This is a genomic window from Rhizobacter sp. P3_B12 (assembly GCF_056402895.1).
The window spans coordinates 1-3,212 of sequence record NZ_JBFUGN010000726.1; the positions used below are offsets into that span (position 1 = coordinate 1).

The following is a 3,212-nucleotide window of genomic DNA, read 5'->3' on the forward strand; positions in this document are numbered from 1 at the left end:
GCCATGCTGCGACGCAGATCGCGCGCGTCACGCGCCGATCGGGCTGGGCCGAGGCCGCGGTGCAGGCCGKGATCGACCAGCAGGCCAGCCGCGAGGCACGCCGTGCCGCTGCCGACGCGGTGATCTTCAACGAGAACCTGAGTCTGGCGGAACTTGCGGCCGAAGTCCGCAGTCWCTGGGCAAGCTGGATCGAATCACGATGGATCACATCGCGATGAAGTGCCACCCTGTGGAACAATCCGGCGTCACGTTGTCACATTGATCGCCCGGAAAGCCGCCGTTTTGGTCCTGTACGAATACCCGTTCAACGAGAGCATCCGCACGATGCTCCGACTCGAACACCTGTTCGACCGCCTCGGGCGCCTGCTGCCGCGCGACGAAGCCGTGGACCACCACTACGCGCTGGCGACGATGTTCGAGATCATGGACGTCGCATCGCGCGCCGACCTGAAGTCCGACCTGCTGAAGGAGCTCGAGCGCCAGCGGGCGCTGCTGCAGAGCTACCGCGGCAACCCGGCGATCTCCGAAGGGGCGCTGCTCGAGGTGATGGCACGCGTCGACCATGCGTTCAACGGACTGAACCAGCTGCCCGGCAAGGCCGGCCATGTGCTGACGGCCAACGAATGGCTGATGAGCATCCGCAGCCGCATCAGCATTCCCGGCGGCACCTGCGAGTTCGACCTGCCGGCCTACTACGCGTGGCAGCAGCATGACGCCGCGAGCCGGCGCGCCGACCTGTCGGGCTGGATCGCGACGCTGACGCCGCTCGCCGAGGCACTGAGCGTGCTGCTCGGGCTGCTGCGCGATGCGGGCGTGCCGCACAAGGTCGTCACGCAGGGCGGTCAGTACCAGCAGAGCCTGCCGGCCGGCCGCGTGTACCAGCTGCTGCGCGTGCGCATCGACAACGGCAGCCGCCAGCTGGTGCCCGAGATCAGCGGCCACCGCCTGATGGTGATGGTGCGGCTGATGAAGCAGGATGCCGAGGGCCGGCTGAAGCCCGCGGCGATCGACGCCACCTTCGAACTGACGCTGTGCGCATGAACACCCCCGCCAAGCCCCGCATCGTGCGCTGCCCGACCTGCGCCGGCGACAGCCTCTACGCGAGCGACAACCCCTACCGCCCGTTCTGCAGCGAGCGCTGCAAGAACGTCGACTTCGGCGCCTGGGCGAGCGAGAGCTACCGCGTCGCCGCGCCGCCCCCGCCGGGCAGCGGCGCGACGCCCTCTTCCGACACCGACGACTGAGCGAATTCCGCCGCGGCGTGCGAACTGGCGCGCTTTCCCCTGGTTGATCGGCCCCACGAGGGCGGCCGTTCCCGGTTCAATGGGAAGCCATGTGGAAGCGTGTCGTCGATGTCGTTCTGGTGCTGGGCTTCGTCTCGGTCACCTGCCTCCCGTTGCAGGCCGGTGCCGCGGCGCTGACGCCGCTGGAGACCCGCTGGATGCAGGCCGCGTGGCCGGTGATCACCTATGCACGGGCACAGGGCCTGCCGCTGGACATCGTCGCCCAGCCGGTGGCGCAGGGCGGCGAGCCGCCGATCGCGATGGGTTATGTCGACGGCCGCTGCAAGCTGGTGCTGACGATGCGCGGCAACCCCGAGGCCGAATCCACGCTGGAGAAGATCCCGGCCGAGCTGCGCGACACCATCGTCGAGGCGATGACCGCCCACGAGCTCGGCCACTGCTGGCGCTACGTGCAAGGCGCGTGGCACACCCCGCCGGTAGCAGGCTTCACCGACGCGCTCGACGCCAGCACGGCCCCGCAGGCCGACCTGGAGCGCGACATGCGCGCCACGCGCTGGGAAGAAGGGTTCGCCGACCTGGTCGGGCTCGCGTGGACGCGCGCGCAGCACCCCGAGCGCTACCGCGCGGTGCACGACTGGTTCGAGGCATTCCGCGCCGACCAGCCGCTGCCCGGCGCCCACCACGACACGCGGGCCTGGCTGAAGCGCGCCCAGGACCCGGCCGTGTTCGGCACGGCCGCCACGCCGTTCGAGCAGGCCTTGCCGGTCTGGCGCAGCGAGCCCGACGCCGGCCGCTGAAAGCTCAGCGCGCGCCCGCCCCGTCCAGGCACTCCGCGACCCAGCGCTCCACCAGCGCCGACGAGGCCGGCACCGGCCCCCACAGCGCGCGRTAGATGATCGGCGCGACCACCACGTCCATCGCCCGCTGCACCTCGGGCACCGGCTCGCCGCGCGCCACGCCGCGCTCGAAGATCACGGCGATCTGCGCCGCGGTGAACTGCGCGCACTGGCACGGCGCGGTGCCTTCGCCATGGGCCTCGGTCGACAGCACGTCCTTCATCATCGCCAGCCCGATCGGCGACGACATCTCCTCATGGAACTGCTGCGCCCAGGCCACCAGGTCGCCGGCGACCGAACCGGTGTCGGCCGGCTGCGCATCCGGCTTCATCCGCTCGACCGACACATCGGCCAGCAACTCGCCGAGATCGCCCCAGCGGCGGTAGATCGTCGACGGCGTGACCTCGGCACGCGCCGCGATCATCGGCACGGTGAGTTCGGCGCGCCCGTGCAGCTCGATCAACTCACGCGTGGCACGGTGGACGGCCGCCTGGACGCGGGCGCTGCGGCCGCCCGGCCGCGGGGTGGTGGTTGCAGTCATGAAACCATGCTAACGCAAAGTATTTGCTTTAGCTCGAGAATGGGTTCAGAATCCGCTAACGCAATTTTTTTGCGTTAGCTGAAGGAGCCAACATGACCACGCCCGCACTCGCCCCTGCGCCCGCCGCCCTCCGCGCGGCCGGGCTGCGCCTCGGCCCCCTCGCCTCGCTGTGGCTGACGGTCTCGCTGGTCGCCAGCTTCCTCGCCGCCTCCAGCGCGCCGTCACCGCTGTACGCGCTGTACCGCGAGGCCTGGGGCTTCAGCCCGCTCGCGCTGACGGTGATCTTCTCCAGCTACGCCTTCGCGCTGCTCGCGGCGCTGCTGGTGTTCGGCGCGCTGTCCGACCACCTCGGCCGGCGTACCGTGATCCTCGCGTCGCTGCTGATCGAGTTGCTGTCGATCGTGCTGTTCTGGTCTGCCGAGTCGGCCGRCTGGCTGCTGGCGGCGCGCATCGTGCAGGGCTTCGCGACCGGCATCGCGACCAGCGCGCTGAGCGCGACCTTGCTCGACCTGAGCCCCACCCGCGGCGCGCTGTTCAACAGCGTCGCGCCGATGTTCGGCATGGCCGTCGGCGCACTCGGCGCCAGCGCGC

The 3,212-nt window shown here is 70.4% G+C and carries 6 protein-coding genes; 5 read left to right on the plus strand and 1 reads right to left on the minus strand.

What is annotated here, in order from left to right:
* Positions 1 to 17 precede the first annotated feature (17 nt).
* From AC1D01_RS26935 to AC1D01_RS26950, 4 genes are all read left to right on the plus strand, one after another.
* Complete coding sequence (locus AC1D01_RS26935) at positions 18 to 218, plus strand: hypothetical protein (protein ID WP_477871847.1); 201 nt, start codon at positions 18 to 20, stop codon at positions 216 to 218.
* A 64-nt stretch (positions 219 to 282) separates the two neighbouring features.
* The gene (gene zapD, locus AC1D01_RS26940) at positions 283 to 1,041 is read left to right on the plus strand and encodes a cell division protein ZapD (RefSeq protein ID WP_477871837.1); all 759 of its coding nucleotides are present in this window, start codon (positions 283 to 285) and stop codon (positions 1,039 to 1,041) included.
* Positions 1,038 to 1,244 (plus strand): DNA gyrase inhibitor YacG, encoded by a 207-nt coding sequence (locus tag AC1D01_RS26945; RefSeq protein ID WP_477871839.1) that lies wholly within the window; start codon positions 1,038 to 1,040, stop codon positions 1,242 to 1,244. Before zapD ends, AC1D01_RS26945 begins: the two co-directional genes overlap by 4 nt.
* Positions 1,245 to 1,333: 89 nt before the next feature.
* On the plus strand, positions 1,334 to 2,041 hold the full coding sequence (locus tag AC1D01_RS26950) for a hypothetical protein (protein WP_477871841.1): 708 nt from the start codon (positions 1,334 to 1,336) through the stop codon (positions 2,039 to 2,041).
* A gap of 4 nt (positions 2,042 to 2,045) precedes the next feature.
* On the opposite strand, the gene AC1D01_RS26955 is transcribed toward AC1D01_RS26950, so the two are convergent.
* Positions 2,046 to 2,621, minus strand: a complete 576-nt coding sequence (locus AC1D01_RS26955) for a TetR/AcrR family transcriptional regulator (protein WP_477871843.1) — start codon at positions 2,619 to 2,621, stop codon at positions 2,046 to 2,048.
* A gap of 92 nt (positions 2,622 to 2,713) precedes the next feature.
* Here AC1D01_RS26955 and AC1D01_RS26960 point away from each other — a divergent pair.
* Positions 2,714 to 3,212: MFS transporter (locus tag AC1D01_RS26960; protein ID WP_477871845.1), on the plus strand; the 499-nt coding region annotated here is incomplete at its 3' end.